Annotated in this window: 15 protein-coding genes; 9 read left to right on the top strand and 6 right to left on the bottom strand. The window is 65.1% G+C overall.

What is annotated here, in order from left to right; translation table 11 throughout:
* Positions 1-27: 27 nt before the first annotated feature.
* The gene (locus EI983_RS15120) at positions 28-786 is read right to left on the bottom strand and encodes a WecB/TagA/CpsF family glycosyltransferase (RefSeq protein ID WP_246162203.1); all 759 of its coding nucleotides are present in this window, start codon (positions 784-786) and stop codon (positions 28-30) included.
* Between the two features lie 203 nt (positions 787-989).
* Between EI983_RS15120 and EI983_RS15115 the strand changes: the two genes are divergently transcribed.
* The 8 genes from EI983_RS15115 (at position 990) to EI983_RS15085 (ending at position 18,982) form a co-directional block, all read left to right on the top strand.
* Positions 990-2,456, top strand: coding sequence for a hypothetical protein (locus EI983_RS15115; protein ID WP_157708193.1), 1,467 nt, complete (start codon positions 990-992; stop codon positions 2,454-2,456).
* 270 nt (positions 2,457-2,726) lie between these two features.
* Positions 2,727-9,188, top strand: coding sequence for a type I polyketide synthase (locus tag EI983_RS15110; protein WP_198389314.1), 6,462 nt, complete (start codon positions 2,727-2,729; stop codon positions 9,186-9,188).
* Positions 9,188-10,201, top strand: a complete 1,014-nt coding sequence (locus EI983_RS15105) for a glycosyltransferase family 2 protein (protein WP_157708191.1) — start codon at positions 9,188-9,190, stop codon at positions 10,199-10,201. The genes EI983_RS15110 and EI983_RS15105 overlap by 1 nt, the downstream gene beginning before the upstream one ends.
* Complete coding sequence (locus EI983_RS15100) at positions 10,198-14,769, top strand: MupA/Atu3671 family FMN-dependent luciferase-like monooxygenase (protein ID WP_157708190.1); 4,572 nt, start codon at positions 10,198-10,200, stop codon at positions 14,767-14,769. Before EI983_RS15105 ends, EI983_RS15100 begins: the two co-directional genes overlap by 4 nt.
* Positions 14,766-15,473, top strand: coding sequence for a 4'-phosphopantetheinyl transferase family protein (locus EI983_RS15095; RefSeq protein ID WP_157708189.1), 708 nt, complete (start codon positions 14,766-14,768; stop codon positions 15,471-15,473). Before EI983_RS15100 ends, EI983_RS15095 begins: the two co-directional genes overlap by 4 nt.
* Positions 15,474-15,510: 37 nt before the next feature.
* Positions 15,511-16,455 (top strand): hypothetical protein, encoded by a 945-nt coding sequence (locus tag EI983_RS19265; protein WP_198389313.1) that lies wholly within the window; start codon positions 15,511-15,513, stop codon positions 16,453-16,455.
* Positions 16,452-18,146 carry a hypothetical protein gene (locus tag EI983_RS15090; RefSeq protein WP_198389312.1) on the top strand — a complete coding sequence of 565 codons (1,695 nt, stop codon included), beginning with the start codon at positions 16,452-16,454 and terminating at the stop codon, positions 18,144-18,146. The genes EI983_RS19265 and EI983_RS15090 overlap by 4 nt, the downstream gene beginning before the upstream one ends.
* Positions 18,143-18,982, top strand: a complete 840-nt coding sequence (locus EI983_RS15085) for a glycosyltransferase family 2 protein (protein ID WP_157708188.1) — start codon at positions 18,143-18,145, stop codon at positions 18,980-18,982. The genes EI983_RS15090 and EI983_RS15085 overlap by 4 nt, the downstream gene beginning before the upstream one ends.
* 44 nt (positions 18,983-19,026) lie before the next feature.
* Here the strand turns inward: EI983_RS15085 and EI983_RS15080 are convergent, their stop codons facing one another.
* A complete protein-coding gene (locus EI983_RS15080; protein WP_157708187.1) occupies positions 19,027-20,235 on the bottom strand; it encodes a glycosyltransferase family 4 protein in 1,209 nt (402 codons plus the stop codon).
* A gap of 235 nt (positions 20,236-20,470) precedes the next feature.
* On the opposite strand from EI983_RS15080, the gene EI983_RS15075 reads away from it, so the two are divergent.
* Complete coding sequence (locus EI983_RS15075; RefSeq protein WP_157708186.1) at positions 20,471-21,829, top strand: oligosaccharide flippase family protein; 1,359 nt, start codon at positions 20,471-20,473, stop codon at positions 21,827-21,829.
* Positions 21,830-21,909: 80 nt separating this feature from the next.
* Here the strand turns inward: EI983_RS15075 and EI983_RS15070 are convergent, their stop codons facing one another.
* The 4 genes from EI983_RS15070 to EI983_RS15055 form a co-directional block, all read right to left on the bottom strand.
* A complete protein-coding gene (locus tag EI983_RS15070) occupies positions 21,910-23,217 on the bottom strand; it encodes a GumC family protein (RefSeq protein WP_157708185.1) in 1,308 nt (435 codons plus the stop codon).
* 130 nt (positions 23,218-23,347) lie between these two features.
* A complete protein-coding gene (locus EI983_RS15065) occupies positions 23,348-24,085 on the bottom strand; it encodes a CpsD/CapB family tyrosine-protein kinase (protein ID WP_198389311.1) in 738 nt (245 codons plus the stop codon).
* Positions 24,086-24,226: 141 nt separating this feature from the next.
* Positions 24,227-24,889, bottom strand: a complete 663-nt coding sequence (locus EI983_RS15060; protein WP_246162200.1) for a sugar transferase — start codon at positions 24,887-24,889, stop codon at positions 24,227-24,229.
* Between the two features lie 560 nt (positions 24,890-25,449).
* On the bottom strand, positions 25,450-26,079 hold the full coding sequence (locus tag EI983_RS15055) for a ribonuclease T2 family protein (RefSeq protein WP_157708182.1): 630 nt from the start codon (positions 26,077-26,079) through the stop codon (positions 25,450-25,452).
* Between the last annotated feature and the right edge of the window lie 61 nt (positions 26,080-26,140).

The raw sequence follows: 26,140 nt of genomic DNA, 5'->3' as shown, positions 1-26,140 counted from the left end.
TCTCAGCGGATCAGGTCCGGGGCGGTGCTATGGCGTGCGGCGGCGCAGACTGAGCGCGTGGCCCACCTGTGCGGGCAGGATGGCAAAACATCTGGCATAGCGCGGGATCAGCCGCCGGGGGCTGGAGAGCGCGCGCCAGAGCCATTCCAGTCCGAGCCGCTGAAACAGGCGCGGCGCGCGGTGCTGCCGGCCCGACAAGAAATCGAGCCCCGCGCCGATGGAGGCAAATCCGACCGACGGCGCAACCCGGCGGCCCCGCGCGGCAAGAGCCTCTTGCTTTGGCGCGCCAAGGGCCAGAAAGCACAGGGAAATTTCTTTGCTTTCAAGCTCTTCCAAAATCTCTGCGGCTGCTGCGCCCTCGGGGTCAAAACCCATGGGCGGGGCGTGGACCATGGCCACATCAAGCTTTGGCACCGTCGTCTGCAACGCCTCGCGCGCGGCCTCAAGCGCCTCATCGGTGCTGCCGACAAAACCCACTTTCACGCCGGTATCGGCGGCCAGATGGCACAGCGGCAGGATCAGATCGGAGCCCGGCATCAGTTCGACCGGGCGGCGCGCCAGACGGGAAAGCGCCACGATGGGCCAGCCATCAGCGACCACGAGATCCTGCGCGGCATAGGCGGCGGTGAACCCCTCGGAGCCTTGCATCTTGACCAGATGATCGAGGTTCACCGTGGCCAGCGCAAAGCCCTGTCGCGCGGCAAAGCGGCGGTGGATTTCCTCCATCAACTGGCCGCGCGTGGGCATGTTGACGGTGATCGTCCGGGTGTGAAAGGTAAACTGCACTTGTGTTACGCGCTCCCTGAGCCTGCCTCCCTTTACCCGGCATATCCCTCTTTCGCCAAGGGCTTGCGTGGTTTGTGTGCCATGTAAACACTGAAATGCCGCATTGGAAACGCTGGGCGGGCGACGGGGCCGGGCATCCGTGCTAAGCTCGGCCATATCAAACTGGCCCGCAAGAGGCCGCGACAGGACAACCCGCACCGAACATGCCCAACGCGCTTGCATATCTGGCCCTGATGATCTGGCCGCTGGTCTGTGTGCTGCTGTTCCGCAGACTCAGCCCGCAGCGGGCGGTGATCTGGTCCTTGCTGGCGGGCTATCTGCTGCTGCCGCCGCTGGCCGAGTTCGACCTGCCGCTCGTGCCGGATATGGACAAGTTCTCGATCCCCAATATCTGTGCCTTTGCTCTGGCGCTGTTTCTGCTCAGGGAACGGATCGCTCTCTGGCCGCGGATGTGGACGGCGCGGGTGCTGATGCTGGGCTTCGTGCTGGGGGCGATCCCGACGGTGCTGACCAATTCGGACCCCTTGCTGTTTCAGGTCATGGTGGGGTCTGATCCGATCATCTTCGAAACCGACCGCCTGCCGGGGTTGCGCACGATCGATATCGCCTCGGTGCTGTCGAACCAGCTTATCGTGCTTCTGCCGCTTCTGCTGGGGCGGCATTTCTTCGCCACCGAAGAGGGGATGCGCGAGCTTTTACGCGCGCTGCTGATCGCCGGGCTGGCCTATTCGGTGCTGGCGCTGATCGAAATTCGGTTCAGCCCGCAGATCAACATCATGGTCTACGGCTTCTTCCAGCACAGTTTCGAGCAGATGATACGCAGCGGCGGGTTCCGGCCCATCGTGTTCCTGCCGCATGGGCTCTGGATTGCGCTGTTCTTCGTCTACACGGTGGTGGCCGCCGCCGCCCTGCAACGCAGCGCCGAGACGCAGATGAAGGCCAAGCTGTTCATGGCCACGGTCTATCTCGCGGCGGTTCTGTTGCTGTGCAAAAGCCTGGCGTCGATCCTTTATGCCTCGGCGATACTGCCGGTGATCTTTCTGGCAAGCGTGCGTCTGCAGCTTCTGCTGGCGCTGGTCTTCGGCGCATTGGCGGTAAGCTACCCGGTGCTGCGCAACCTCGGGCTGATCCCGCTGGACTGGATCCTGGCGCAAGCCGAGGCGATCAATCCCGAACGCGCGCACTCGCTGAACTATCGCTTTGGAAATGAAGAGCAATTGCTGGAGCGCGCCAAGGAAAAGCTGCTCTTTGGCTGGGGCGGGTGGGGCCGTAACCTGGTGCGTGATATCGAGACGTCCGAGATCCTGACTATCCCCGACGGGCGCTGGATTCTGACCTTCGGCACCTATGGCTGGCTCGGGTATCTGAGCGAGATGGGGCTTCTTGCGCTGCCGCTCATTCTGCTGGGCTGGTATGGCCGCAAGTCAGGCTCGCAAGTGGTGTCGCCGCTTGCCGCGGCGGTGGCTCTTTGCCTGGCGATCACCCTGGTGGACATGCTTCTGAATGACACGCTGGTGCCGTTTGTCTGGCTGATGGCGGGCGCGGTTCTGGGCTATGCCGAGCGCATCCGTTTTGGCCGGACGGACAGCACAGCGCGCAGCCCTGGGGCGGTGACCCCGCCCATTCTGGGCCAGCCGCGCGATCCGAGGGGCCGCCGCACCGTTTTGTGACGCGCGGTTTGCTTGTGTAAGCCCTTGTTTTACACGCCTTGGGAGAGTCTGTTGCACCTCCTCCTTCAATGCGGGAGCAAATCCGCAATTGTTCCCGAATGGAGAACCATTAAGGGGGGAATTTGCCTTAATTTTCACATTTAGAACAAATTTCAGAGGTCATATCTATGGCTGAGAAGCAGACCCTAGGGAAACCGCGGAGACTCCCCTATATTACAGGGTGGGGAGCATTTGCGGGTTTTGACCATGTCGAATGCAGGTGTTGAGTTTATGAAAAATGTGAATGCGCATTCGGTGCCGGTTGAGCCCATTGCGATTGTGGGTATGGATGTGGACCTGCCTGGCGCGCCCGGGATCAACCAGTTCTGGGAAAACCTGCGCGACGGCGTGGAAAGCATCGAGGCGCTGGATGACGAGGCGCTTCTGGCGGCTGGCGAAGCGCCCGAGAAACTTGCCCATCGCAATTATGTCCGTCACGCCGCACGGCTGAAGGCGTTTGACGAGTTCGACGCCGAGTTTTTCGGTTTTTCCGCCAAGGAAGCGGCCATTCTCGACCCGCAACACCGCAAGTTCATGGAGGTGAGCTGGGGTGCCCTGGAAAGTGCCGGGCATATGCCCGAAAGCTTCAAGGGCGCGATTGGTGTCTATGCGGGCTGCGGCATGGGCAGCTATTTCTATTTCAACCTGTGTTCCAACCCGGATCTTCTGGACGATGTGGGGCTGTTCCTGTTGCGCCATACCGGTAATGACAAGGATTTCCTGGCCACCCGGATCAGCCATATCCTCGACCTCAAGGGGCCGAGCATCAACATCCAGACGGCCTGTTCGACCTCGCTTGTGGCGGTGCATTATGCCTGCAATGCGCTCAGGCAGGGCGATTGCGACATGGCGCTGGCGGGCGGCGTGACCATCGAGTTGCCGCATGGACGCGGCTATGTGTTCAAGGAAAACGAGATCCTGTCGCCTGACGGGCATTGCCATGCGTTTGACCACCGCGCGCAGGGCACGGTGTTTGGCTCGGGCGCGGGCTGTGTGGCGCTGCGGCGGCTGAGCGATGCCGAGGCCGATGGCGATCATATCTATGCGATTATCCGTGGATCGGCCGTCAATAACGATGGCGCCGACAAGGCGAGCTATCTGGCGCCCTCGGTGGATGGCCAGGCCGAGGCGGTGGCCCGCGCGCTTCAGGTGGCGGACGTCACGGCGGACACGATGGATTACGTCGAATGCCACGGCACCGGCACCTATCTGGGCGACCCGATCGAGGTGTCGGCCCTGACCGAAGCCTATGCGAGAACCACGAACAAAACCGGCTTTGCCCGGATCGGGTCGGTCAAGACCAATATCGGCCATCTGGATACGGCGGCGGGTGTGGCGAGCCTGGTGAAAGCCTCGCTTGGGCTGCATAACCGGCAGATGCCGCCCTCCCTTGGCTATGAGGCGCCGAACCCGGCGATTGATTTCGAGCACAGCCCGTTCTCGGTGAACGACAGCTTGCGCGACTGGGACGGGCGCGGCTCGCCCCGGCGGGCGGGGGTGAACAGCCTGGGCGTGGGTGGCACCAATGCCCATGCGATCCTTGAGGAAGCACCGGCGCGGCCCGCTTCGGAGGAAAGTGACTGGCCCTTCCATGTGCTCTGTGTCTCGGGCCGCTCCAAAGCGGCGCTGGAGGCCAATACCAAGGCGCTGGCCGAGCATCTGCGCGCCAATCCGGACCAGCCGTTGGCCGATATTGCCTGGACACTCAAGAACGGCCGCCGGGCCTTTGAGAAACGCCGCGTGGTCGTGGCAGAGACCCATGAAGAGGCCGCGGCCCTGCTGGAGGAGGGCGATGCGCGCCGGGTCTTTAACCATGATCATCTGGGTGCGGATCCCGAGACGGTTTTCATGTTCCCCGGCGGGGGTGCGCAATACACCCATATGGCGCGCGATCTTTATGAGACCGAGCCGGTTTTTGCCGAATGGATGGACCGTGGGCTTGATCACCTTCAGGCGCAGCTTGACTATGACATTCGCGCGCTCTGGCTGCCGGAAGAGGGCGAAGAGGCCGCTGCCGAGGCGAAGCTGAAACAGCCCTCGGTGCAATTGCCGCTGATCATGATCGTGGAGTTTGCCCTGGCCCAGCTCTGGATGAGCTGGGGGGTGAAGCCTGCGGCGCTTGTCGGGCATTCCATGGGCGAAAACACCGCCGCCGCGCTGGCGGGCGTGATGAGTTTCGAGAACTGCATCGACCTTGTGCTGCTGCGCGGGCGGCTTTTTGACACGGTGCCGAAGGGCGGGATGCTGAGCGTGTCGGTCTCGGTCGAGCGTCTGGAAGAGCTGGTGGGCGATGATCTGGATATCGCGTCGGTCAATGCGCCGGAATTGAGCGCGGTTTCCGGCCCCGATGCCAAGCTTGACGCGCTGGCCGAGCGGCTGAAGGCCGAAGAGATCGACTTTCAGCGCGTCGCCATCGACATTGCCGCACATTCGCGGATGCTGGACCCGATCCTGGGCCATTTCCGCAGCTTCCTTCAGGGGCTGGAGCTGAAAGCCCCCACCTTGCCGATCCTCTCGAACCGCACCGGTGAGGTGCTGACCGCTAAGCAGGCCACCGACCCGGAATACTGGGTCGGCCAGCTACGCAATCGCGTGGAGTTCGGGGCCTGTATCCGCAAGCTGGCGGAGGAAACACAGCGCGTCTATCTCGAAGTGGGCCCCGGTAAGGCGCTGAGCGCGCTGGCGCAGATGTGCCCGGACCTGAAGCCCGGACAGGTGATCAGCAGCTTGCGCCACCCCGATCAGCAGATCGCGGATGACGCCTATTTCCTCAGCGTGATCGGCCGCCTCTGGGCCTGCGGGGTCGAGGCGGACTGGGCGCAGATCTGGGGTGAGGCCCGGCGCAACCGCGTGCCGCTGCCGCGCTACGCCTTCCAGCGCAAACGCTATTTCATCGAGCCGGGCAAGGCCGCGGCCACCGAAACGGCGCCCGCCGCCCTGATGCGGCAGGAAGAGATGGAGAACTGGGGCTATCGCCCGCTCTGGCGTCCGCGTTTTGCCGATAGCAGTTTTGCCGCCGATCAGGATCTGTCGCGTGTCGATACGCAGAACTGGCTTGTCTTCATGGATGATGCGGGGCTGGGCGAGGCGGTGGCCGCAGCGCTCGAAGCGGCGACGCATCCGGTGGCCCGTGTGTGGCCTGGCGACATGACCGCGCGCAGCGGCGAGGGGCGCTATACGCTGGCCGCAGAGATGGGGCGCGAGGCGTATGAGGCGCTGATGGAGCTTTTGGCCGAGGATGACGCCCTGCCTGGCCGCATCGCGCATTTCTGGGGCGTGACCGAGCGTGAAACCTTCCGCCCCGGCAGCAATTTCTTCGACCGCAACCTGGAGCTGGGCTTCTACAGCCTGATGCATCTGGGCCAGTCGCTGAGCCATGCGGATGCGGACAATCCGGTGCAGATGGACATCTTCACCAACGGGGCCGAGCAGCTGCGCGATGAGCCGCTGCCCTATCCGGAAAAGGCCCTGGTCGCGGGGCCTGCGGGTGTGATCCCGCGCGAGTTGCCGGGCGTGACCTGCCGGACGATTGATCTGGAACTGCCCCGCAGGGCACAGCGCGGCTGGTTTGCGCGCGGCTCAGACGGCGAGGGCCTGAGCCCGCTGGCCATGCGCGTTCTGGAAGAGGTGACCGCCACGCCCGGATGCGCGCAGGTGCTTTATCGCGGCGACAAGCGGTTCGAGAAATCGCACGAGCCTGCGCCGCTGGCCGCGCCCGCTGAGGCGGCGGCGTTCCGCAGCGGTGGTGTTTACCTGATCACCGGTGGTTTTGGCGGGATCGGGCTGACGCTGGCGCGGGATATCGCCGCGCGCTATGGCGCGAAAATCGCGCTTCTGTCGCGCGACGCCTTGCCCGCCCGTAACGAATGGGAGAGCTATCTCGCCCGCCATGGCGCCGCCGACAAGACGGCACGGCGCATCCAGGCCATACGCGCGCTGGAAGAGGCAGGGGCAGAGGTTCTGCCGGTTGCGGGGGATGTCTGCAACACGCTCGACATGGCCCGCGTGGCGGCGGAGGTTCAGGCGCGGTTCGGCTCGCTGACCGGGGTGATCCATGCCGCAGGCGCCATTCATGACGCGCCCCTTCTGGCCAAGGAAACGGCCGAGGTGGAGGCCGTTTTTGCCCCCAAGATCACCGGCCTGCGTGTGCTCGACGAGGTGTTCCCCGACGGCACGCTGGAGCTGATGGTGCTGTTTGCGTCGACCTCGACCGTGACGCGCCCGGCGGGGCAGGTGGATTATGCTGCCGCCAACGAGTACCTGAACGCTTTTGCGAAATCCCGGCGCGGGGCCAAAACCAAGGTGGTCGCCGTCAACTGGGGTGTCTGGGCCGAGGTCGGCATGGCGGCGCAAGCCATGGCCGCGCGGCTGGGCGAGGATCAGGACGATCACTGGATGCCGACAGGCCAGCCCCTGCTGGACGAACGCCAGATCGTCGATGATGTGCAGATCGCGCGCACCGCGCTCAGTGCCGCGCGCCATTGGGTGATCGACGGGCACCGCACCGCGGCGGGCGATGCGCTGATGCCGGGCACCGGGTCTGTCGAGCTGGCGGCGCAGGCGATGGCGGCGCGCGGGGACAGCCTGCCGATCGAGATCACGGATCTGAGCTTCCTTCGGGCGCTGGATGTGGGCGAGGGCGAGACACGGGAGATGCGCCTTCATCTGAGCGCCTCCGGCGAGATGGAATTGCGCAGTGCGGCTACGCTCGACGGGCGCAGCGGCAGCGTGCTGAACGCGCAGGCGCAGGTGGTGCATCTGCCCGAGGAGGAGATCCGGCATGTGGATCTTGACGCCATCGCCGCACGTTGTACCCACCGCGATGTGGCCCCGGAGGGTGGCCGTCTCAAGGCCCCGCAGGAGGCGCATCTGACGTTCGGTCCGCGCTGGCATGTGCTGCGCGAGACGGCAATCGGCGAGGGCGAGGGGATCGCAACGCTGCGCCTGCCCGAGGCCTGCCAGGCCGATATCGCCGAAGGCTACCTTGCGCATCCCGGTCTGCTCGACCCGGCCACCGGCTGGGCGATGCATCTTATCCCAGGTTACAAAGGCGGGCATCTGTGGGTGCCGCTCAGCTATCAGCGCATCGCGCTTCTGCGCCCGCTTCCGGGTGAGATCAGAAGCTGGGTGCGGCTGGCCGAGCATGGCGACGGGTTCGCCAGTTTCGACATCACGCTGACTGATGCGGCGGGCCTTGTCTGTATGGAGGTCACCGGCTTTCAGATGCAGCGGCTGGCGGATCAGGCGGCCTTTGGCAAACCGGCCCCGCTGAGTGCGGCCGAGATCGAATTTGACGATGCGAACGCCAGCGCGCCGCTTTCACCGGACGAAGAGCGGCTGCAGCACAATATCACCCAGGGCATCCGCCCCGAGGAGGGGACCGAGGCGCTGATGCGGGCGCTGTCGCTCGGCCTGCCGCAGGTGACGGTGTCATCGCTCGACCTTGCCGGGCTGGTGGCCCAGGCCGACGCCGCCACGGCGCAGGAGACCGCCGAGGGTCAAAGCTTTGAGCGGCCCGATCTGGACGGCGATTTCGTCGCCCCCGACACGCCCACCGAAAAGGCGCTTGCGGCGCATTGGGAGAAGCTTCTTGGGGTGAGCCCGGTGGGCGCCGAAGACAGTTTCTTCGATCTTGGTGGGCATTCGCTGATCGCGGTGCGGCTCTTTGCGATGATCAAGAAGGAGTGGGGCACGCAATTCCCCATCTCGGTGCTGTTCGAGGCCCCGACGATTGCCAAAATCGCCGCCCTGATCGACGAGCGCACCGGGGGCGGCACCGCACCTGCCGAGGCGGGCACGTCAGAGCCCGACGAGGGGCCGCGCAAACAGGGCTTCACCCATCTGGTGGCGCTCAACCGTTCCGAGGGTAAAACCCCGCCACTCTTTATCGTCGCGGGCATGTTCGGCAATGTGCTCAACCTGCGTCACCTGGCACAGCAGATGGGCCCCGATCAGCCGGTCTATGGCCTGCAGGCGCGCGGTCTGATGGGCGAGGACGAGCCGCATATGAGCGTCGAGCAGGCCGCTGCCGACTATATCGCCGAGATCCGTCAGGTACAGCCGCACGGCCCGTACCGGCTGTCGGGCTTCTCGGGGGGCGGGATCACCGCCTATGAGATGGCCCACCAGCTTGAGGCGATGGGCGAGAGGGTGGACCTTCTGGCGATGCTCGATACGCCGCTGCCGGTGCGCCCGTCGCTCAGCCGCCGTGACAAGGCGATGATCAAGCTGGCGGAACTGCGGCGCAAGGGGCCGGGCTATCTGAGAGAATGGGCGCTGAACCGCCTGCAATGGGAGCTGAGCAAGCGCCAGGTGCAGGGCGACAGCGGCCAGGGCTTCAACAATCACAAGATCGAAATGGCCTTCCGCCATGCGGTGGGCCAATACCAGCTCAGGCCGTGGGACGGGCGCATGCTGCTCTTCCGCCCGCCGCTGGACCGGCATTGGGCGGTGTCAAAAGGCAATTACGTCAGCGCCGAGCGGGAATATGTCTTTGACGACAATCAATGGACGCCCTGGGTGCCCGGCACGCAGGTGATCGAAGTGCCCGGCGATCATGACAGCATGGTGCTTGATCCCAATGTGGCCGTGCTCGCCCGGCATCTGCGCGACGAGATCGCCCGGCTCCGGACCCGCGAGCCAGACCGACCGAAACCCGCCGACCTGCCCGGCGCGATCACAGCGGCGGAGTGATGACAGTGACCTCTCCCAAGATCCTGACCATCATCCTGAACTACCGCACGCCGGATCTGACCGTGAAGGCGGCCGAGGCCGCCCTGCGCGAAATGCGCGCCCTGGGCGGCGAGGTGGTGATTGTCGAGAACGGGTCGGGTGACGACTCTTTTGAACAGATCACCCGGGCCGTGACAGCGTGGCAGGCAGGCGAGGCGCTGCGGGTTGTGCAAAGCCCGGTGAATGGCGGCTTTGGCGCGGGCAACAATTTCGGCATGCGTCAGGGGATGAGCGACGGCAGCGCGCCGGATTTCTACTACCTGCTCAATTCCGATGCCTGGCCCGATGAGGGCGCGGTGCAAAAGCTGCTCGATGTGATGGCCCAGCACCCCCGCGCGGGGTTCGCCGGGTCGCATATCCGCGGCACCGATGGCGAGGATCATTGCACGGTCTTCCGTTTCCCCTCCATCGCCGGAGAGCTGGAAGGGGCGGCGCGCACCGGGCTGATCACGCGGATGTTGCGCCGCGCGGTGGTGCCGATGGAGATCCCTGCCGAAACGACCCGGGTGGACTGGACCGCCGGGGCATCCCTCTTGATCCGGGCTGACATGCTGCGGCAGATCGGCGGTTTCGATGAGACGTTCTTTCTCTATTACGAGGAAACCGAGCTGTGCCACCGCGCCCGCCGTGCCGGGTGGGACTGCTATTATGTGCCTCAAAGCCGCACGGTGCATGTGGGCTCGGCCTCGACCGGGCTGAAAACATGGGCGCGGACACCGACCTACTGGTTCGCCTCGCGGCGCTATTATTTCACAACGGTGCATGGCCGGGCCTATGCCGCCCTTGCCACCGGCGCGCGGATCACCGGCGCGCTGATCTGGCGGCTCAGGCGGCTCGTGCAGGGCAAACCCCAGGCCGACCCGCCCCATTTCCTGCGCGATCTTATCGCGTTCTCGTTGAACGGGCTCACGCGCCCTGCGCCCAAGCCCCGCGCCGTTCCGCTTTCTCGACCCCTCACGGAGGACAGCAAATGACCCATCTGACAACCGTACTTCTGGGCGACGAATCCCTCACTGTCGGCTGCGGGCAGCACCTGCTGGATCAGGGGCATGAGATCAAAGCGGTGGTCAGCACCGACGATGCCGTGCGCGGCTGGGCCGAAGGCAAGGGACTGCGCGTGCTGGACAAGGCGTCCGAGTTGACCGACGGCGGGTTCGACTGGCTTCTGAGCATCGCCAATCTCAAGATCATCCCGGACGCGGTTCTGGCTTTGGCGCGCCAGGGCGCGGTGAACTTCCACGACGGCCCGTTGCCGCGCTATGCAGGGCTGAACACGCCCGCCTGGGCCATCTGGAATGGCGAAGCACAGCACGGGATCACCTGGCACCTGATCGAGGGCGGCGTGGATGAGGGCGACATCCTCGACCAGCGGCTGATCGACATTGCCGAGGACGAAACCGCCTATTCGCTCAATTCCAAATGCTATGCCGCCGCGATGGAGAGCTTTCCCGGCGTGGTGGAACAATTGGTGTCGGGCCCCCTCAACCGCACCCGGCAAGACCTGAGCCAGCGCAGTTATTTTGCCCGCGACGACCGGCCCGCGATGGGCGGGTTGCTGGACTTTGCCAAACCGGCGGTCGAGCTGGCCCGTCAGGCCCGCGCGCTGGATTTCGGCGGCTATCGCAATCCGCTGACCACACCGAAGCTTCTGACCGGGGAAACCTGGGTGGCGGTTGGCACGGTCGAGGCCGAGGACACGATCAGCGCCTCCGAGCCCGGCACGGTGCTCGAGGTGACGGCCATGGGGCTGCGCGTGGCGAGCGCTGCGGGTGTGGTCCACCTGAGCGGGCTGCGCGACATGCGCGGTGGCGCGGTGGATCCGGCGAGCCTTTTGCAGGTTGGCATGGTTCTGAGCGCCCCGGAGGCCGGGCAGGCCCAGGCGATCGAGACCGCAGCGATGCATGCCGCGAAGGCCGAGCCGCGCTGGACCCGGATTCTAACCGCGGCGCAACCGGCCCCGCTGCCGCTGGCCAAGGCCCCGGCGAAACGGACCCAACCGGCCCGCCACCCGCTTGAGGTCAAGGCACCGTCGGACCCGGCTCGTCTGGCCACCGCCGTTCTGGCGCTGGCGCGGCTGAGCACAGGCGAAGACACCGCCCTGATCGCCCTTGCCGGTCAGACCGACACCGGCCTGCGATCTGCCTGGGTGCCGGTCACCGCACCGCAGGAGGCCACACTTGGCGTGGCGCTTGAGGCCGTTTCAGCGCATCTGACAGCGCGTGCCGAGCATGGGGCTTTTGCCGCCGATCTGTTCCTGCGCGATCCGGCGCTTGCGGGGCATGGCACCCCCGATCTGGCACTGAACCTTAATGAGGATGCGCCGCTTGACGGGGCGGCCGTCACCGTCAGCCTCGCCGATACCGGTGCGCTTGTGCTGCATGTGGATGGGCGGCGCGTGACCACGGCATCGGCGGCGCGACTGGGTGCGCGCCTGACCCATATCCTGGAGCGGCTGGATCGGGCGGAGCGCTTTGCCGATCTGACCGTTCTGCCCGACGAAGAAGCGCAGCTTGTCACTCGCGACTGGAACCGGACGGGCCAGGACGTCACCGGCCCGCTGACCATTCATGCAGCGTTCGAGGCGCAGGCAGACCGGACCCCCGACGCGACCGCGCTGATCTTCGAGGATCAGAGCCTCAGCTATGCCGAGCTTGATGCGCGGGCCAATGCCCTTGCGGCCAGGTTGCAGGCGCAAGGTGTGGCCCCGGGCAGCCATGTGGGCCTGATGGTCGCACGCGGCCCGCTTCTGCTGATTGGCGCGCTGGCGATCCTCAAGGCGGGCGGGGCTTACGTGCCGCTTGACCCGGCCTATCCGGCGGATCGGCTGGCGCATTATGTCACCGACAGCCGGGCCAGCGTGATCGTCACCGAAGCGGCGCTGCGCGACAGCCTGCCCACCAGTGACGCAGCGGTGGTGCTTGCCGACGAGACTGGCCGTCAGGACGGGCGAGTAAGCGGCGGCGCAGGTCCGGAGGATCTGGCCTATGTGATCTATACCTCCGGCTCGACCGGCACCCCCAAGGGCGTGATGATCGAACACCGCAACGTCGCCAATTTCTTCACCGGCATGGACGGTGTGGTGGACCACGACAAGGGCGGTGTCTGGATGGCCGTCACGTCGCTGGCCTTCGATATATCCGTGCTGGAGCTGTTCTATACCCTCGCGCGCGGCTTCAAACTGGTGCTGGTCAGTGACGAAGGCCGCGCCTCTGTCTCGGGCGGGCCCATCACCGGCTCGGGCAAGCGGGCGGATTTCTCGCTTTATTACTGGTCCAACGATTGCGATGCCGGCCGGGGCAAGTATGAGCTTCTGCTTGAAGGGGCGAAGTTTGCCGACGCCAACGGGTTCGATGCGCTCTGGACGCCCGAACGGCACTTCCACGCCTTTGGCGGACCCTATCCGAACCCGGCCGTGACCGGCGCCGCCGTGGCGGCGATCACCACCAATCTGGAGGTGCGCGCGGGCTCTTGCGTCGCTCCGCTGCACCATCCGGCCCGGATTGCCGAGGAATGGTCGGTCATCGACAATCTCACCAACGGACGCACGGGGCTGGCCATGGCGTCGGGCTGGCACCCCAATGACTTTGTTCTGCGCCCCGAGAATGCACCGCCCAACAACAACGATGCGATGTTTGCCACCATCGACCAGGTGCGCCGGTTGTGGCGTGGCGAGGCGGTGGAATTCGCGGGCAAGGACGGCGCGATGGTGCCTGTGGTCACACAGCCGCGCCCGGTCAGCCCGGAGCTGAACATCTGGGTGACGATTGCCGGCAACCCGGCCACCTGGAAACGCGCGGGCGAGATCGGCGCGAATGTGCTGACCCACCTTCTGGGCCAGAGCATCGAGGAGGTGGGCGAGAAGATCACGCTTTACCATCAGGCGCTGCGCGACAACGGGTTCGACCCGGCGGAAAAGACCGTAACGGTCATGCTGCACACGCTGATCGGCGAGGACCGCGACCGCGTGATGGACATCGCCAAGGGGCCGCTCAAGGACTATCTGCGCTCTGCGGCGGGCCTGATCAAGCAATATGCCTGGGCCTTCCCGGCCTTCAAGAAACCCGAGGGGGTGAGCAACCCGTTCGAGCTCGACCTGGGCGAGCTGGAGCCCGAGGAGATGGAGGCCATTCTGGACTTCGCCTTTGAGCGGTATTTCTTCGATGCCGGTCTCTTCGGCACGGTCGAGGATGGGATTGCACGCGTCGAACAGCTCAAGCGGCTTGGCGTGGGCGAGATTGCCTGCCTGATCGACTATGGCATCGACAACGCGCATGTTCTGGAAGGGCTTGATTATCTCAACGCCGTGCGCGAGCGGTCCAATTCCGGGGCCGCCCTGCGCGAGGATGATTTCTCGATCGCGGCGCAACTGATCCGCCACCGGGTTACCCATATGCAATGCACCCCGTCGATGGCGCGCATGCTGACCATGAATGACGAGGCGCGTATGGCCCTGGGCGGGGTGCAGCATCTCTATCTGGGGGGTGAGGCCCTGCCGGGGTCGCTCGTGGATGAGCTGCGCCGCGTGACCCGCGCAAAGATCACCAACATGTACGGGCCCACGGAGACGACGATCTGGTCCGCCACCCATGCGATTGACGGCGATGGCAAGGGGCAGGCGGCGATGCCGGTGGGCAAACCGCTGGCCAACCAGACGGCCTATGTGCTGAACGACGCCGGTCAGCCAGTGCCCGTCGGCGTGGCCGGAGAGCTGCTGATCGGCGGGGCGGGCGTGGCGCGCGGGTATTGGCAGCGCGACGCGCTGACCGCCGAGCGTTTCGTGCCGGATCACATCTCTGGGCAGGGGCGGCTTTACCGCACCGGTGATCTGGTGCGCTGGCGTGCCGATGGGCGGCTGGAGTTTCTGGGCCGCACCGATCATCAGGTCAAGATCCGCGGCCAGCGGATCGAGCTGGGCGAGATCGAGGCGCGGATCGCCGCCTTCCCCGGTGTGCGCGAAGCCGTGGTCATCGCCCGTGAGGCCGCAACGGGCGAGCCTGAACTGGCGGCCTATGTGATTGCCGATGCGCTGAACGAGGCGGCGCTGCGGCGCGATCTGGCGGCCAACCTGCCCGAAGTCATGGTGCCGCGTCATATCGTCGGGCTGGAGCGTTTCCCGCTCACACCGAACAAGAAGATCGACCGCAAGGCCTTGCCCGCACCGCAGGCGGCAACCGCGTCGGAGGCCGTGGAGAGCGCGCCCAAAACCGGGGCTGCCGCCGAGGTCGCCGCGATCTGGACGCGCATTCTTGGCGTGCCCAACCCGCGCGGATCGGACAGTTTCTTTGATCTCGGGGGGCATTCTCTTCTGGCGGTGCAGGCGCATCGCGAATTGCGGGCCGAGCTTGACGTGCCGCGCCTGTCGATCACCGATATATTCCGCTTCCCGACGCTCAATGCCCTTGCGGCGCATCTCGATACGCTCATGGGCACGACGCCCGAACAGGCCGAGGCCGACACGTCAGGGGCGGATGAGGCCGAGCGGTCCGAGACCATGTCGCGCCGCCGGGCGATGCGCGCAGCACGGGGGCGTCGTGCGGGATGAGTGATGGCGGCCTGATCTTTGACCCCGATGTGACCGAAGCCCTGGCGCGGAGCCTGTTTGCGAAAGGTGTTGAGATCGGCGTGGCCTTCCCCTGGGAGCCCGCCGATGACCTTGATCCCCGCGAAGCCGCCTGCATGCCGCGTGCGGTGGACACCCGCCTGCGCGAGTTTGCCGCCGGGCGCCGTGCCGCGCGCCGTGCCATGGCCGCGCTTGGGCTGGCACCGCAGCCGATCCTGCATCGCACCGACCGCTCGCCCGACTGGCCCGCTGGGGTCACCGGCAGCATCACTCACATCCAGAGCCTTGCGATTGCCGCGGTTGCCCGCGATGCGGATCACCTGGCGATCGGGATCGACCTGGAGGAGGGCGGCGATCTGCCCGCCGATCTCTGGCCCGAGATCTGCACCCCGGCCGAGCTTGCCTGGCTTTCGGTTCAGCCCGAGCCGCATCGGGGGCGCCTTGCCCGGCTGATCTTCAGCGCCAAGGAAGCGGCCTATAAGGCGCAGTATCCTGTCACCGGGCAATTTCTGGAGTTCAGTGCGTTCGAGATTACCCCGGATCTGGAAACCGGCCAGTTCGAGGCGGTTCTGACCGCGGATATCGGCCCCTTCCCGGCGCGGATGCATTTCCCCGGGCGCTTTGTCTTTGAGGCCGATATGGTGATGACGGGCCTTGCCCTTGCCCCTAACATGCACGCCGGATAACGTCTGCGCCCCTCGTGTGAAAAGGAGCCTGCTCCCGATGCGCGCCTTGTTGTTGCTGCCTCTGGTCGTGCTGGCCGCCATTCCGTTTCTGCGCCCGCTGCTGGAGCCGCGCAAACCCGATCCCGCGCTTTTGCGTGCCGCCTATGACGTGCCCCTGCCCGCGCCGGAGGGGCCGCTGGCGGTGTTTCACCTGGGCCATTCGCTTGTCGGCCGCGACATGCCCGCGATGCTGGCCCAGCTTGCGGGGGCGGGGCACCGGTATGAAAGCCAGCTTGGCTGGGGCACCTCGCTCAAGGAGCATTGGCAGGGCGGCGCGGCGATCAACGGGTTCGAAGCCGAAAATGACCATCCGCGTTATCGCGACGCGCGGGCGGCCATCGGCTCGGGCGATTATGACGCCGTGGTGCTGACCGAAATGGTCGAGCTGCGCGATGCGATCAAATATCACGACAGCGCCGGGCACCTTGCCCGCTGGGCCGATCTTGTGCGCGGCGCGGGTCCGGACACGCGGATCTATCTCTATGAAAGCTGGCACCGTCTGGATGATCCCGATGGCTGGCTCGAGCGGCTCGATGCGGATCTCGATGCGCTTTGGGTCGGTCGTGTGCTTGGCCCCGATCTTCGGGCAAATCAGGGCGTCCGGCCGGTGCGGGTGATCCCGGCAGGGCAGGTCATGGCGGCGTTTGTGCGCGCGGTCGAGGCAAAGGGCGGCATTGGAAATATCGACACCCGCGAGAGCCTTTTTGCCCGGACGTCCGAAGGGGCGCTGGACCCGATTCACATCAATGATCTTGGGGCCTATCTCGTGGCGCTGACGCATTATGCAGTGCTCTATCACCGCTCGCCCGAGGGGTTGCCCCATGCGCTGATGCGTGCCGACGGGACACCTGCCGAGGCTCCTACCGAAGAGGCCGCACGCCTGATGCAGCGCATTGTCTGGCAGGTGGTGCGCGATACGCCACTGACCGGGGTCGGCCCATGATCCGCTTATTTTGCCTGCCCCTGCTTGCCTTGCTTTCAGCGCCGCTGGCCTGGGCCGGGGATGCGCCCGGCGCGCCGGTGGGGCTCAACCTTGCGCCGATCACCGACTGGTCCACGCAACAGCCGTTTATCGACGTTATGAAAACCGCGCGGCCCTGGATCGTGCACCGCGCCGGTCAATGGGGCGGTGCGGGTGAGGCCGAACTGATCGAAGGGGGGTATCTCGATCAGTATGGCTGGCCCCGGCGGCTCCCGCGGGAACTTGGCACGGTGGGCACGCTGATTTTGACGGATATCCCCGCAGAGGCGCGGTCGCTTGCGGGCACCTACCGGCTGCGTTTCGAAGGGGACGGGATCGTCGAGGTGGGCGGCATCGCCAGAAATGTGCGCTATGCCAGGGGCGATGTCCTGTTTGACTACACGCCCGGCCCGGGGCCGGTGGAGATCCGGATCCAGCGCTCGAACCCCGAGGATTACGTGCGGGGCATCACCGTGGTGAAAGAGGACCATCGTGCGGCCTTTGAGGCGGGGCAGATCTTCAACCCCGACTGGATTGCCCTGATCGACGATTTTGCGCTCTACCGCTTCATGGACTGGATGGCCACGAATAATGCCCGCGTGTCGGACTGGCAGGACCGGCCCTTGCCGCCCGATTACACCTATGCGCGCAATGGCGTGCCGCTGGAGATCATGATCGCCCTGCTGCGCGAAACCGGGGCGGACGGGTGGTTCACCCTGCCGCATCTGGCAACGGACGGCTATGCGCGCAACTTCGCGGCGCTGATGGATGATGCTCTGCCCGAGGGGCAGACGCTTTATGCCGAATATTCCAACGAGGTCTGGAACTGGCAGTTCGAGCAAACCGCCTGGGCCAATGCGCAGGGCGAAGCACGGTGGGGGCAACCCGATACCGGGCCGCAATTCTACGGTATGCGCGCGGCTCAGCTGGCGGCGATACTGTCAGAGGTTTTCGACGCCTCCGAAGGTGGTGCGGCGCTCAAGAACGTGATCTCGTCCCAGACAGGCTGGCTCGGACTGGAAGAGCTGATCCTCGAAGCCCCGCTCTGGGTGGCCGAGGAAACCAGCCCCGGCAACCCGCCCTGGATCTACTTCGATGCCTATGCGGTCACCGGGTATTTCGGCGGTATCCTTGGGGTGGAAGAGCGCGCGCCGATGGTGCGTGGCTGGATCGAGGAAAGCCGGGCGGCGGCGGAAGCCGACGCAGAGGCACAGGGCCTCAGCGGCGAGGCGCGGGCGGCCTATGTGGAGGCGCATCGGTATGACGCGGCGCATGCCCGGGCCGGGGCCGAGCTGCGTGACGGGTCGGTGAGCGGCGATGCGCTCGACACGGTGAGCGACCTGATGACCCGCGTGCTGCCCTATCATGCGGCCATTGCCGAGGGCTACGGGCTTGAGATGGTGATCTATGAGGGCGGCAGCCATGTTGTCGGGATCGGGCCGATGGTGGATGACGACGCGCTGACCGATTTTTTCATGGCCTTCAACTATACGCCCGAGATGGCGGCCCTTTACGCGCAGCTGCTGGAAGGATGGGCGGCGTTGGGCGGCGGGGCGTTTGTTGCCTATAATGACGTCTATGCGCCCAGCAAATGGGGCAGCTGGGGGAGCCGCCGCTGGCTCAGTGACGACAATCCGCGCTGGCGCGCCCTGGCTGATCGGGCCGCGGAATGAGTGGCGCGCCTTTCCTGAGCGTGATCCTGCCCGCCCATAACGAGGCGGCTTATATCGGTGCGTGCCTCGAGGCGGTGCTGGCCTCTGCCGATGTCCGGGCGGAGCTGATCGTCGTGGCCAATGCCTGCACGGATGAGACCGCCGAGGTGGCAAGACGGCTCGAAAGCCGGGCGCAGGCGGCCGGGTGGGCGATGACGGTGATCGACACGGCCACCCCTGGCAAGCTCAACGCGCTGAACCAGGGCGATGCGGCCGCACGCGGGACGATACGGGCCTATCTCGATGCGGATGTGATCGTCTCGCCGCGGCTTCTTTCCGAGATCGTCGCGGCGCTGGACACGGACCAGCCGCGCTATGCCTCCGGCAGCCCGGTGGTGAGCGCCGCGCGATCGGGCGTTACCCGGGCCTATGCACGTATCTGGCAGCGTTTGCCGTTCGTCACCCGGGGCGTGCCGGGCTTTGGCCTTTTTGCCGTGAACGCAGCAGGCCGGGCACGGTGGCAGGACTTCCCCGATATCATCGCCGACGATCATTTCGTGCGGCTGCAATTCGCGCCCGAAGAGCGCGTGCGCGTCTCTGCCCCCTATAGCTGGCCGATGGTGGAGGGGCTGCGCAATTTGGTGCGCGTGCGCAGACGGCAGGATGCGGGCGTGGCCGAGATTGCCGCGCGGTACCCCGCTCTTTTGCGCAACGAAGACGTGGCGCGGCCCGGGCTGGGGGTGCTGTTGCCGCTTGCGCTGCGCGACCCGGTCGGGTTCGCGGTGTATCTGGCGGTGAAACTGGCGGTGAAGCTGCCTGTGTTCGAAAACTCCCAGAGATGGGAGCGCGGGCGATAAAGGTGCGTGAACCTGTCGGCTGACGCCGCCAGAACCACGGCACCCTATGGCGACAGGCTGTCGGCGAAGTGACGGGCGAGTTTGGCGGCCTCTCGATTGATGTCATGGCGCGCCAGCGCACGCAGGCGGCCCAGATGGCCCATATCGGTCAGGGTGTGGGGGTCGGTCCCGGAAAGCTTGTCCACCGCGGCCACCAGCGCGTCCGCATCCCCCGCCGGAGCGAGCCAGCCGGTGCGCCCGTCCTGCACCAGTTCGGGTATGCCCGCGATATAGGTGGCGATGACCGGTCGACCGGCCGCCATGGCCTCCATGATCACCATCGGCAGACCCTCGGCAAAGCTTGGCATGACAAGCGCCTGCGCCCTAGCCAGTTCCGCGCGCACCTCTGCTTCGGCAAGCCAGCCGGTCAGGGTGATATGATCCTGCAGGCCATGCCGGGCAATCGCCGCCTCGATCTCGGGGCGCATTTCGCCGTCGCCGATCAGGGTCAGATGCGCCTCGCGGTGCCGGTCCACGATCCCGGCCATGGCGTCGATCAGCACAAGCTGGCCTTTCTGCTCGGAAAACCGACCGATGGAGACCAGCTTTGGCGGGCCTTCGGGCACCGGATCGGGATCAAGGAATTTCGCGGGCTCGATGCCGCAATGCACCACGTTCAGGCGGGGCCAGTGTTCGGCCTCCACCCAGCGGCTCAGCTGGCTGCGGCCGAACTGGCTGATCGCGACGGTGAAGGCGGCCTGGCGCATCTTCTCGCCCAGATGCAGCGCGCGGGGGGCGTCGAACTCTTCGGGGCCATGCACCGTGAAGCTGAAGCCGGGCCCGCCGAGCAGATGAGTCAGCATCGCCACGGTGGCGCTGTTGGTGCCGAAATGCGCATGCATGTGCCGCACCCCGGCCCCGGCACAGCGCGCGGCCACATCGCAGGCCTCGGCCAGATAAATCAGATGCCGCAGACGCCCGACCTCTGAAGCCGCACCCATCCGCCAGGCGCAGCGCAGCGCCCTGGCCAGACCCGCCGGGCGCGTGAGCGCCACCCTGAGCACGGCCCGGGCCAGTGAGACCGCCCCGGCCTCGAGCACATATTGCGTCTTGTCTTCCTCGGCCTTGTCCGCCGGATCCACCAGCGGCATGGTTGGCCTGCGCATGGCGATACGGGTGATCGGGGTGCCTTGCGCCTCCAGCGCGGTCACCTCGCGCCGGATGAAGCTGTGCGAGGGCTGAGGATAGGTGTTGAGGATATAGGCGACGGTCACGGGATGCGGCCCTTGCGTGGGTGTTTCCCCTTGGTAGCGCGTTCCTGAGGCAGCGCAAAGCGGGGTTGGCGACGAATGCGCGACAGTGGCCGCAAAACCACCGGATTGTCGGCCAAACCTGTGACATTGCAGCGAAAAACCTGAAGAAATCGAAGGCGTTCCGTGCCCGGCGTTGACCGGCGCGTGTTGTGCTCCTAGGCTCTGCGGCGAACCCGATCCAGCCAAAGGCCCCGCCATGCGCAACCTGATCTCAGCGTTTCAGGGCAACCGCCTTCTGGCGCGGGTGCTGCGCAGTTCAAGCTGGCTGGTGCTGGGCTATGGCGGCTCTCAATTCCTGCGGCTGGTCTCCAACCTCATCCTCGCGCGGCTGCTGTTTCCCGAAGCCTTCGGCCTGATGGCGTTGGTCAGCGTGGTGACGGTGGGGCTGATGATGTTCTCGGATGTGGGCATCGGCCCTGCGATTGCGCAGAACAAACGCGGCGACGACCCGGAGTTTCTCAATACCGCCTGGACAATTCAGGTACTCCGGGGCTTTGCGCTCTGGGCGGGGGCCTGTGCGCTGGCCTGGCCGATGGCGCAGTTCTACGCAGCACCCGAGCTGGCGCTGTACCTGCCCATCGCCGGTATTTCGCTGGCTCTGGCGGGGTTCAACCCGACCCGGATCGAAACCGCGCACCGGCATCTGCTGGTGGGCCGGCTGACGGTGCTTGACCTGATCAGCCAGTTCATTGGCATCGCCTCGATGGTCGTACTGGCATGGATCACGCAATCGGTGATCGCGCTGGTCATTGGCGGCGTGATCGGCGCCGCCGCCAAGCTGGCGCTGACGCATCTCTACTTGCCCGGTGACGCCAATCGCTTCCGTTGGGAAAAAACCGCCGCAAAAGAGCTGATCACCTTCGGCAAATGGATCTTCCTCAGCACCGCTTTCTGGTTTGTCAGCTCTCAGGGCGACAAGGCGATCCTTGGCAAGTTCCTGTCGCTCGACAGCCTGGGTATTTATAATATCGGCTATTTCCTGGCCTCCTTCCCGCTGCTTCTGGGGCATGCGGTGAACCAGCGGGTGATGATCCCGGTCTATCGTGATGCGCCCCCGTCCGCTTCGCCGCAGAATGCGGCCAAGCTTGCCAAGATGCACGCAGTGATCAGCGCGGGCGTGATCGGGCTGCTGGCGCTGATGGCCTTGGCGGGGCCGTCGCTGGTCGGGCTGTTATATGACGACCGCTATATTCAGGCGGGCGGGATCGTGGTGCTGATCGCCTGCGCCCTGATCCCGCAGGCGATCGGGATGACCTATGATCAGGCGGCGCTGGCGGCAGGGGATTCGCGGCGCTTCTTCGTCTTTTCCGGTAGCCGGGCGGTGGTGCAGGTGCTGGCGTTGCTGATCGGGATCACCCAGTTCGGACTTGTCGGCGCAATCACCGGGCTGGGCTTGTCGGTGCTGGTGGTGCATCCGGTGCTGATCTGGCTGGCGCGGGTGCACGGGGCCTGGGACGCGCGGCATGATCTGGCGGCGGCGGTGGCATCCGCCGGGCTTATCGGGCTTGCGCTCTGGCTGCATTGGGACAGCATTGCGGCGCTCGCCACGCTTTGACGCGTCTTTCGATACCCTGATGTGCCACCATCTGCGGGCCGCAGCGGCACGCCCCGGCGGTTCGTCCTGTCAGAGCGGGCTCAGCTCTTTTTCCTGTCGCGGAGGGTCTGTCGGTTGCGGGCGTCATGGATATAGCCTGCGAGGGCAATCCTGGTCTTGGCCAGCATCTTGCGTTTGCGCCGTGTCGGCTCCAGCGAGGGCACGGTGACGACCGGCGTGATGCCGACCCGCGATTGCATCTGTTGCGCCGTGCGGATCACCGGATGCCGCAGCTCCAGAAGATAGGCGATGCCGAAGCCCAGGATCAGGCTGGCGATGCTGCCCATGACCGCGATGCTCTTGCGGCTGCGGGTGATCGGATAGTCGGGATAGGCCGCCTCTTCGATCACCGTGAGACGCTCGGCCTGGTTCTGTTCTTCCAGCTTGAATCCCACCTCGGCCTCGGCCCGGCGGGTTGAAATCACGTCAAGCTCGCCCTGTAGCTTCTCGCGGCGGCGCTCGAACGCATCAAGATCGCGCTGCACCTGCGGGCTGGTGTCCAGCGCCTGCGAGAGCGTTTCGATCCGGGCCCTGAGCAAGGCTTCCTGATCGGCCAGGATCTTGAGCTGTGCCTCGATCTCTCGGGTTTGGCGCTCCAGGGTGCTGGCGCGCTGTGTCTGGTCAAGCTGTGCCAGCTCCTGCTCCAGCGTGATACGTTCGCGCTCGATCCCGAGCACCGCGTCGCTGAGCGAGGCGATCTGGGTCTGACGAAATTCCAGCCCACCTTCCAGCGTCAGCTCATTCTGGCGGCGGTAATCGGCCACTTCCTGATCGAGCTGCGCCAGTTCGCGTTGCAGCTTCAGTTCTTCGCCGGAAAAGAAGGCCAGCGTTTCGCGGGCCTGCTCGATGCGCGAGGCGGCACTGAGCGCGATGGTGCGCTGCGCGAATTCATGTGCGACGTTCTGCGCTTTCTCGGGGCTGTCGAAGGTGGCTGTGATGGTCAGCACCGAAACGGTCCCGTCGTCGGTGAACCCTTCACGCGCGGCCGCGACGCCCTGAATGGTCACGGAATCCCGCACGCGGCTGACGCGCTCCGAAGGGCGCATATCGGGTGCATCGGCCAAAAGCGCGTATTTGTCGGCAATGTCGAGGATCGTGCCGCGCGTCATCAACTGTTGTTCAATAAGCTGCAGGCGCCGGGCGGAGGAGCCATCAACCGTGGTGCGGGCGAGGTCCCCGTCGATCTTGGGGCGGGCGACCTGGATCACTTCGGAGCTTTGGTAAAGATGGGTCTGGCTGAGAGCATAGAACAGCGCCCCGACAGTGCCCAGAATCGTGACAGCGGCAATCACATTGAACCGCCGTTTGATCATGTCGATCAGATCGTCAAGGGAAGGGAGCTGTTCCACCTGCGCGCCTGTTTCATTTCATTCGAAAAGCCCGGTATTGGTCCGGGCGTTGATCCTGCCTTGCGGGCTTTGTGACATAGGAACCCGGCAAAACTATGGCAAATGCAGCTTGTTTTGCAGGCCCGTCCGCTTACTGCGCGGCATCGCGCCCACGGTTGAGCACCACGCCCAGAAGCGGCGCCTGACCGTCGAGGATACGCTCGCATTCCTCGATCTGGGCCTTGGTCGTCTGGGTGCCGTCGGACACGAGAAGCACGCCGTCCAGTTCGGGCAGGAAGGCGGCCAGATCGTCATATTCCAGCATCGCGGGCATGTCGTAGAGCACCACGTCGGGGTTCAGATCGGCCTCGGCGTCTTCGAGCACCGCGGCGGTCACCTGGTCGTGCAACTGCTCCGAGGCGTTCTGGTTCACCTCGCTGTTGAGCGCCAGCGCGAGCGTGTCCGACAGGCGCACCATATGCTCTTCCATCAGGCGGCGCCCGGACAGGAAGTCGCTGATCGGCCAGTCGCCATCGAGCGCCAGCGCCTGAGCCACGCCGGGCTTGCGCTGATCGAGGTCCACCAGAACCGAACGGGAGCCGGGCACCCGCGCGAGGCTGAGGGCAAGGTTGACCGCCGTGAAGGTGGCGCCGCAGCTCGAGGTCGGGGCGACAACGGCGATGCGTGTCCAGTTGTTCTTGCGCAGGGCCTGCACCAGGCGGGTCCGCAGCAGATCGAACGCCTTGGAGGCCGGATGATCGCGGTGATAATCCACCAGAGGCGCGCCGGAGGTGGCATGCGCCTGCACATCGGGCAGCACAAGCGGCAGCATATCCCAGGCATCGCCACTGTCGTGGCCGCTCTCGATCAGCATATTCCCAGACGGCATGGCACCTGCCTCGTCACTCAAAGCCTGAGGATGCCCACGATCCGACGCTGCGCGACCGGCAAGGGCCGGTTTCGAGGACGTCGGCAGAGGGTAGCACATGTTCATATCAGGCCTCTCAGGTTGCGGCAACTCGTGCGGGGCTCAGTATCCCGTCCGGCGCAGAACCACGCCGAAGGTCTGGAACAGGATCCGCAGATCCACCAGGAAGGAAAGCTGTGCGTAATACCGCGCATCGACCGTTGACCGGTGTTGAAAGCTGCTTTCGTTGCGGTCCGAGACCTGCCATTCGCCGGTGATCCCGGGGCGCATGTCGAAATAGGGCGCGGGGTTGTCATAAAGCGGCAGTTGCTCGGGCATCATCGGGCGCGGCCCGACAACGCTCATCTCGCCGCGCAGCACGTTGAAAAACTGCGGCAGCTCATCCAGCGAGATCTTGCGCAGGAAGTTCCCTACGCGGGTGATGCGCGGATCATTCTTCAGCTTTTGCGTCCGGTCCCATTCTTCGCGCAGGGCCGGGTCGGCTGCCAGATAGCTTTTCAGCATCGTGTCGGCATCGCGGCACATGGTGCGCAGCTTCCAGATCCGAAAGACCTTGCCGCCCGCGCCCAGGCGATCCTGACGATAAAACGGGTTGCCGCCTTCGATCCAGAGTGCCAGCGCGCAGAACGCGACCACCGGCAGGATCATCGGCAGGGCCATCAGAACGAAGAGTATGTCCGCGATCCGCTTGCCCGCCTGGCGATAGACGCCTGGTTTTGGCCGCTCGTCTTCGTCCACGGCCCAGCCGAGCGCGGGCAGGTGCACCGTTGCACCAGAAGAACCGGTTGCAGGGCCGGCGGTTGCCAGAACAGGCTGAGCCAGGTTCCGAGATCCTCCCGGCGTGAACGCAGAGATTGTTTCAAACGTCGCATCGTCAAACACATTATCCTTCATCGTTGCCCCCCAGCAACTTGGTTACCATTACACAAACGATTGCTGAGGTCTGACGCGCTCTGTCCTGGTCTCTTTGAAAACATCTGCGGATTGGCGGTCCGCATGAAATTACTCGGTGACGTGACCGGTGCGTCGCCGCACACGCATCACCGCAGGGATCAGAACAACAGGTCGCTCCACCAGCGCTTGTTCGTTGAAACTAGCAGGATTTTGCCTAAATTTGGCCTGTTTTTCCAGCAACAAATTGTTTCGGGACGCGCAATGAGGGGGGAATTTTGCCGCGTTTGCGTCATAAATGATCTTTTCGATGCGTCACTGTTTCCAGTCTGGAAACGCTTGCCGCAATTCAGGATCGCCCTGTCCTCTCTTCGCCATGATCAGGTTCGTGAATTGCCACAATTCTGCCTCATCTGGCACAGAATCGGCTGGAATCAGCGGATCGGATCGAACAGGGCCGAGGGCAGGCTGCAGTCATTGACCACATCGCGACCGCAAGGCACCGGTTCCAGATCTTTTGACAGGCACAGCCGCGCTTCCTCGATGCGTCCGTCGCGGCAGGTGATGGTCAGCATGTCCGGCTCCCAGCCCGGATTGGCCTTCAGAAACGCCTCTTCCACCACCCGCGCGGGCAGCTTGACCGGGTCCTGCAATTTGCGAAACACCTCAGGGCGGTTCACGCGTTCATAGGCCTCACGCGCGAGAGCGTAATAATCGGGTGCCGACAGCCCGCTGCAGACGCCGTGTTTTTTCCACTGGTACCAGGCGAGGCCACTGGAGCCCATGATATCGGCCATGTCGCGGGTCATGGCACGGGAGGGCGGGCGCTCCACACTTGGACAGTAATCCGGCCAGCCGCGATGATATTGCGGCCAGAGCCCGTGCATGACCCAGCCGAAATCGGCCCGCGCGTCGCATTGCGGCGAGTTGCGCGCATCGCCTTCCAGGGCGCACCAGGTCGGCGACCAGCTTAAGCTTAGCACGTAATAGTCAAACTCGCCCGCCCGGTCGCCTTCGGCCCATGCCGCCAAGGGGAGCAGAATAATAAACAGAAACACCCGCATTCTTTGGCCTTCCAATTTGCACCGCGCCTGAGTATATACCGCCCAAGTTCCCCGACAACGG

It is taken from the genome of Roseovarius faecimaris, assembly GCF_009762325.1.
GTDB lineage: Bacteria > Pseudomonadota > Alphaproteobacteria > Rhodobacterales > Rhodobacteraceae > Roseovarius > Roseovarius faecimaris.
Note: the sequence above shows the minus strand (reverse complement) of the source record. Positions and strands in the feature narration are given on the sequence as shown.

What these genes read in the sequence shown, in the direction of transcription:
- EI983_RS15095 (WP_157708189.1), top strand. Translation starts at nt 14,766, where the DNA reads ATGAGTGATGGCGGCCTGATCTTTGACCCCGATGTGACCGAAGCCCTG.
- EI983_RS15085 (WP_157708188.1), top strand. Translation starts at nt 18,143, where the DNA reads ATGAGTGGCGCGCCTTTCCTGAGCGTGATCCTGCCCGCCCATAACGAG.
- EI983_RS15105 (WP_157708191.1), top strand. Translation starts at nt 9,188, where the DNA reads ATGACAGTGACCTCTCCCAAGATCCTGACCATCATCCTGAACTACCGC.
- EI983_RS15055 (WP_157708182.1), bottom strand. Translation starts at nt 26,079, where the DNA reads ATGCGGGTGTTTCTGTTTATTATTCTGCTCCCCTTGGCGGCATGGGCC.
- EI983_RS15065 (WP_198389311.1), bottom strand. Translation starts at nt 24,085, where the DNA reads ATGCCGTCTGGGAATATGCTGATCGAGAGCGGCCACGACAGTGGCGAT.
- EI983_RS15100 (WP_157708190.1), top strand. Translation starts at nt 10,198, where the DNA reads ATGACCCATCTGACAACCGTACTTCTGGGCGACGAATCCCTCACTGTC.
- EI983_RS15110 (WP_198389314.1), top strand. Translation starts at nt 2,727, where the DNA reads ATGAAAAATGTGAATGCGCATTCGGTGCCGGTTGAGCCCATTGCGATT.
- EI983_RS15115 (WP_157708193.1), top strand. Translation starts at nt 990, where the DNA reads ATGCCCAACGCGCTTGCATATCTGGCCCTGATGATCTGGCCGCTGGTC.
- EI983_RS19265 (WP_198389313.1), top strand. Translation starts at nt 15,511, where the DNA reads ATGCGCGCCTTGTTGTTGCTGCCTCTGGTCGTGCTGGCCGCCATTCCG.
- EI983_RS15090 (WP_198389312.1), top strand. Translation starts at nt 16,452, where the DNA reads ATGATCCGCTTATTTTGCCTGCCCCTGCTTGCCTTGCTTTCAGCGCCG.
- EI983_RS15075 (WP_157708186.1), top strand. Translation starts at nt 20,471, where the DNA reads ATGCGCAACCTGATCTCAGCGTTTCAGGGCAACCGCCTTCTGGCGCGG.